Source organism: Streptomyces niveiscabiei, assembly GCF_001419795.1.
Lineage (GTDB): Bacteria > Actinomycetota > Actinomycetes > Streptomycetales > Streptomycetaceae > Streptomyces > Streptomyces niveiscabiei.
The window spans coordinates 1-5,670 of the sequence record NZ_LIRL01000920.1 but is presented as its reverse complement, the minus strand read 5'-3'; the positions used below and the strand labels follow the sequence as shown (position 1 = coordinate 5,670).

The 5,670-nt window shown below is 72.4% G+C and carries 3 protein-coding genes and 2 pseudogenes; 1 reads left to right on the top strand and 4 read right to left on the bottom strand.

The features are described 5' to 3' along the window. Window positions 1-196 (bottom strand): annotated as a pseudogene (locus AOK24_RS36925) (GNAT family N-acetyltransferase); the annotation flags it as partial. Then, window positions 193-2,979, bottom strand: a complete 2,787-nt coding sequence (locus AOK24_RS36920) for a glycosyl hydrolase 115 family protein (RefSeq protein WP_107104138.1) — start codon at window positions 2,977-2,979, stop codon at window positions 193-195. The pseudogene AOK24_RS36925 and the gene AOK24_RS36920, both read right to left, overlap by 4 nt. A 209-nt stretch (window positions 2,980-3,188) precedes the next feature. On the opposite strand from AOK24_RS36920, the gene uppS reads away from it, so the two are divergent. Further along, window positions 3,189-4,790, top strand: coding sequence for a polyprenyl diphosphate synthase (gene uppS / locus AOK24_RS36915; protein WP_055724311.1), 1,602 nt, complete (start codon window positions 3,189-3,191; stop codon window positions 4,788-4,790). On the opposite strand, the gene AOK24_RS36910 is transcribed toward uppS, so the two are convergent. Both AOK24_RS36910 and AOK24_RS51640 read right to left on the bottom strand, forming a co-directional pair. Continuing rightward, on the bottom strand, window positions 4,723-5,367 hold the full coding sequence (locus AOK24_RS36910; protein WP_055724312.1) for a hypothetical protein: 645 nt from the start codon (window positions 5,365-5,367) through the stop codon (window positions 4,723-4,725). The genes uppS and AOK24_RS36910 overlap by 68 nt on opposite strands. Before the next feature lie 128 nt (window positions 5,368-5,495). After that, a pseudogene (locus AOK24_RS51640) lies at window positions 5,496-5,670 on the bottom strand (MBL fold metallo-hydrolase); the annotation flags it as partial.

Genomic DNA, 5,670 nt, shown 5'->3' with positions numbered 1-5,670 from the left:
ACCCCCACCCGGCCGCCTCCCCTTGCGGATCGAGGACGACCACCGCCTGCGAACCGGGCTCCCCGAGCTCGACGGCGACCCGGTCCGCACCGGTCGTCACCCGACCGTGGAGACTCTCCTCGCACGCGGCGATCAGCCGATGGACCACGGGTACGTCGGCGGCGGTCGCCGGACGGCGCGACAGCGGATCGGTCATGCGCGCACCCCGGACCGCCGGCTCTCGGGCGGCGCCAGATATCCGGGCACCGCCCCCGCCGTAGCGATGACGATCTGATCCACGGCGATCGCCGCGTCCACCATGAACAGCCGCAGCGTGTGTTCCCCCGGCGCCCCGACGACGACCGTCCCGGTCAGCTTCTCGACCCCCTCCTCCACGTTCCGCGCCCACGCGTCCCCCCGGTTCCCGGTGGCGACGGCCTGCCCCGACAGCACGACCGGCGCCTGATCGTCCAGCGCGACGGCCAACCGCCGCTTGCCGCGCTCGTCGAGAGACGGCAGCCGGAAGACGGTCACCGGAAACGTCCCGGCCGACCTGAAGTGCACCCGGTACCGCAGCTCGGGCGAGCGCGTACTGAACCCCTCCGTCACCGAGGGAGCCGTCGACGGCACGGCCTCCACAGCCCCGCTACGCCGCCCCAGCCCCGGTACGGTCCGCCACCGCGCGCCCCCGCGCGGAACCTGCCGGTCGAAGTGGGCCGCCTCGATGGACACGTACCCGTGCGCCTCGACGAACCCCCGCACCGGCACAGGCGAGTTGACCACCCGCAGCGCGACGGCGACGCTCCGCCCCGCGCCCGTGAAGGAGACACCCGGCGTGTGGGTACCCTCCGGCACCCGCCCCCAGTCGATGTCGACCCAGACCCGCGTCTGGTCGGCGAGCGTGCCACGGGAAGCACTCACCCGCACCCACGGCTCACTCGCCTCCGCCACCCAATCCACCGGCAGGAACCCGGTGTTGAACACATCGACGAACCGCCGCCCCCGGTCGCAGGAGTCGAACGACAGCGGTCGAACGGCCCCGACGTCGTTCCCCTCGGCCGCCACCCCCAGCCCCGACGTCTCCTGCCGGGCGACCCGCGTGACGGCCGGCCGCCCCGGAGCCTTCGGGATCTGCGACGGGTACGGGTTGACGATCCCGTCCCATTTCCCGCCCGCCACCTGCGTGTTGTACCGCCGCGTGATCGCCTGCTCCTCGGCGTGCGCGGCCTCCGCGAGATCCGCGTACCGGTTCACCCCGGCCCCCCGCCCCTGCCGCACGGCGAGCGCGTTGCGGTCGGCCCAGTAGTACTTCAGATTCATCAACCAGGCCCCGTGGACCGGGTATTCGACCAGCTCGAAGTAGGCGTCCCGGTAGACCTCGGGAAGCCCCGCCCCCAGCGCGCGGACCCGGTCGAGGAGAGCCGCGTACGAGTCCATCCGCCGCCCCGCCTCGTCCCCGTGGTGCACGGTCGAGAACACATCCCGGTCGATGAACTCCGGCCGCCGCTCGGCCGCGAGACGGTAGTACTCCGTACGGATCGCGGTCAGCTCCATTGCGTGCTCCCGCCCGAACTGCCGCCCGTACCACCGCGCGAGGAACTCCTCGGGCCCCGGGCCGTCCACGTCCCAGGCCAGGTCCAGGCAGAAGGACAGCCCCGTCTCGATGGACTTGAGGTCACCCACGTTGAAGATCCACATACGGTCCACCCCGTGCTCGTGCACGCGCCGCAACTCCCGCCACACCTTGGCGAGTTGCGTGGTGTCGAGCCAGAGGTAGCTGCGGGGCCGCCCCCAGTAGGACAGGTGGTAGTAGATCCCGTTCCCGCCGCCGCGGGCCCGCTCGGCGTCGTCGGGGAGCTGGCGCATGTTGCCGTGGTTGTCGTCCGGCCAGATCAGGGTGACGTCGTCAGGCACCTGGACACCCGCGTTGTAGAGCTCCAGCACCTCCTTGTACGGGATGAAGATCTGCGGCTCGGCCCCCGCCCCGACCTCCTCGGCGAGGATGCGCCGCTGGTCGGCGATGATGTCGTTCATCACCACGACCTTCTCCGGGATCGTGGTCGCGCCCTGCGTCTCCAGCGCCGAGTCGTGCAGCCCGCGCATCCCCAGCGTCCAACTGCTCTCGTAGCGCGCGTTCTGCCGCGCCCGGGCACGCCAATAGTCCGAGATCACCGCCGGGTTGACGGTGTAGTCGTACACCGGCAGGCTCCCGTCCGCGTTGCGGTGCTCCGCCGCCCACGGGTCCCACTCGTGAACTCCGTTGCGCAGCATGGCTTCCGGATGGCTGGACCCGACGACGATGCCGTACCGGTCGGCCAACTCCGGGTTCTCGGCGTACTTGTTGAAGAAGTCCGAGTACGGATGCATCGCGGGCCACAGGTAGTTGGCCTTGAGGCGCAGCAGCAGCTCGAAGATCCGCTCGTAGGTGCGGGGGCCGATGTTCTTGTCCGGCTCCTGGGTGCGGTGCGACCACGTGGTCAGGTTCTGTTCGTCGTTGATGAAGACGCCCCGGTAGCGGACGCTGGGCTCGCGCCGTTCGAAGGTCCGCGCGGGGACGGTCACCGTGTCGCGGCGGACGACCGGGACGTCGGCCCACCAGTGCCAGGGGGAGACGCCGATGCGCTCGGACGTGTCGTAGATGCCGTAGATCGTGCCGCGCCGGTCGCTGCCGGTGATGGTCAGGGCGCGGTCCACGCCGGGGAAGGGGCGCTCGACGACGCGGGTCACCGAGGCTTCCCAACGGCCCCGCGCCGTCGAGGTGGTGATGACGACCAGGTGCTCGGCGCGCTCGGGCAGGGCGTGCAGGAGCCGGGGCCGCACCCCGCTGACCCGCTCGATGTCGGCGGCGAGGTCACCGGCCGCGCGGATCACCGCCGGGTCCTCGGAGGGGGCCACGTACAGGTCGGTGGCCCGGCCGCCGGCGGCCAGCGGGAAGGCCGGGCGCGCGGGCGACGCCTCGGCCGCCGCCGGGAGCAGCGGGACGGCACCGGCCGCCGCCATGCCGAGCAGGAACGACTTACGGGTCCACAGAGGTCCGTCCGGCACGAGGCACTCCTGATCCAGAGCGGGCAACAAAGGCATGAACAGGTCAAGAAAGCGCTTGCTGTGCACTGTAGGAGGCACCTCACGGACCCGTCCAGAGGCAGGAGCGACCGATGGGGGAGTGGGTCGTTAGGGCTGACGACGACACCAGAAGGACGAGGGACGACATGGACGAGCTGCGCGAGTCGTACGAGGCGTGCGAGGCCGAAGTACGCGACCACCTGCCCGCGTTGTGGACCGTGACCGATCTCCTGCCCGCCGAGATCCGGCCGTTCATGCACGCGATCCACGGCTGGACCGTCACCACCGACCGCATCGCCGACGAAGGACCGCCCGAAAGCCGCCGGGCACGGTTCGCCCGGTGGCGGGCCGACACCCTCGCCGAACTGCGCACCGGCCGCAGCGACCACCCCCAGCGCCGCGCCCTCATCGACACCGTGCACCGACGCGGACTCGACCACGCCCTCGTCGAGGAGCACCTGGCGACCGTCGCCGCCGACTGCGCGGCCCCGCCCGCCTTCGAGACGTTCGCGGACCAGCGCCGCTTCCTGCGCGGCATCACCGGAGTCGTCGGCGAACTCTGGACCCCCCTCCTGGAACCGCGCGGCCCCGAGAGCGCCCGCCTGATCGCGACCCTCTTCGACGCCTGCAAACTCGCCGACCTGTACGAGGACCTCCCCGACGACCTCGCCCAGGGCCGCTGCTACTGGCCCCGCGAAGACCTGCGCGCCCTCGGCCTCACCGCCGACGACCTCACCGCGGACGGCCCCCGCGAACCCCTCGACGCGTTCATCGACCTCCAGCTCGCCCACTGGCGCACCCTGCTCACCGAAGCCGTCCCCGCCACCTGGGCCGTCGCCGAGCCCTACCGCCCCTTCCTGCACTCCCTCCTCCTCGGCGTCCAGCTCCACCACGACGAGGTCACCCTCCTGCGCTCCCGCGTCCTCACCTCCGGCGTCGCCCAGCTCACCGGCGAGACCAGCCCCCGGCCCCCCTGGCCGGGCGAGCGCCCCACCCACGTCGCCGTCATCATGGACGGCAACCGGCGCTGGGCCGAGACCCACGCCGTCCCCGTCCGCCAGGGCCACCACGCCGGCTCCCGCGCCGCCATGCGCGTGGTCAACTCCGCCCTGCGGCTCGGCATCCGCCACCTCAGCCTCTACGCCTTCTCCACCGAGAACTGGAACCGCACCCAGGAGGAGACCGCCGCGATCTTCGGCGCCTTCGCCGAGTGGATCTCCCGGGGCGCCCAGACCCTGCACGGCCTCGGCGTCCAGGTCCGCTGGTGCGGACGCCGCGACCGCCTCGACACCTCCCTCGCCTCCGCGATCGCCCTCGTCGAGAACATGACGCACGCCAACGACGTCCTCACCCTCACCCTGTGCGTCGACTACGGCGGCCGGGAGGAACTCACCGCCGCCGCCCGCGCCCTGGCCGCCGAAGCCGCCGCCGGCACCCTGCGCCCCGAGGACATCACCCCCGACGACCTCGCCCGCCACCTGTACGTGCCCGGCCTTCCCGACGTCGACCTGCTGATCCGTACCTCCGGGGAGCAGCGGATCAGCAACTTCCTGCCCTGGCACCTCGCCTACGCGGAACTCGTCTTCGACCCCACGCCCTGGCCGGACTACGACCTCACCCGGCTCAGGGACGCGGTCACCGTCTACACGGAACGCGAACGCCGCTTCGGCGGCCGGGCGCTCACGCCTTCTTCGGCGGCGTGTACACCGCCTCAGCGGTCACATACGCCAGCACCGAATCCGCGGTGATCTCGTCGGTGGCGAACGTGGTCGCGAACGTCTCCAGCAGTTCGGGCGTCGGCCGCAGCGGCACCTCCGCCACCTTGACCTTCATCGGCGACCCCAGCGGCACGGTCTCCGTCTGGAGGACCCCCTTGTCGAGCCCCGGCCGCACCGTCGCCCGGTGGCCGACGTCCAGGCCGTTGACGACGCACTTGCCCCACGCCACCCCGTCCTGGAGGAAGCCCTGGAGCTCCGTCACCCGGACCGTGCCCTCGGGCGTGCGCACCTCCACGCCCCCGGCCAGCCGCCCGTCGCCGTGCGCCTTCGCCGGGTTCAGCAGGGACGGGTCACCGCTCCCGGACAGCACCGGGAACCGGATCGCGCCCCCCTTCGCGTCCATCGCCGCGGGCTCGACCGCCGCCACCGTCGCCTGGAACCGGCCCAGCAGCGCCTCGCCCAGCGGCGTCCACCTGACCTCAGCCCAGCCGTCCGAGACCGTCCCGAGCGACCCGTCCGCCGCGCCGGCGTCCGCCGCCCCCGCGAACTGCGCCAGCAGCGGGGCGGCCAGGACGGCGCCGAGAACCGAACGTCGTGTGTTGTCCATCGTCATCCTTCCGGGGCCGCACGGCGCGACCCGGCAAGGATCATCGGGGCCCGCGGGAGCCGCGAAAGCCGTACAGGGCCGCGAACCCCTCGAAAGTGCGCCCCGGACCACCCGATCGTGGGACGCGGTCAGCCGACGTCGAGCCGGTCCGCCAGCCCGGCACCCGTGAACGCGGCCACCAGTTCCGCACGCCCCTCGGTGAAATGGGTCCAGCTGTCGCAGTGGACCGGCACGACCCGCCGCGCGTCCAGCAGCCGCGTCGCCTCCACGGCCCCCGCGCTGTCGAGGACGAGCAGCGCGCCG

Bases quoted from the DNA above. Each gene is read 5' to 3' on its own strand.
- AOK24_RS36920 (WP_107104138.1), bottom strand. From the start codon at position 2,979: ATGGCGGCGGCCGGTGCCGTCCCGCTGCTCCCGGCGGCGGCCGAGGCG.
- uppS (WP_055724311.1), top strand. From the start codon at position 3,189: ATGGACGAGCTGCGCGAGTCGTACGAGGCGTGCGAGGCCGAAGTACGC.
- AOK24_RS36910 (WP_055724312.1), bottom strand. From the start codon at position 5,367: ATGGACAACACACGACGTTCGGTTCTCGGCGCCGTCCTGGCCGCCCCG.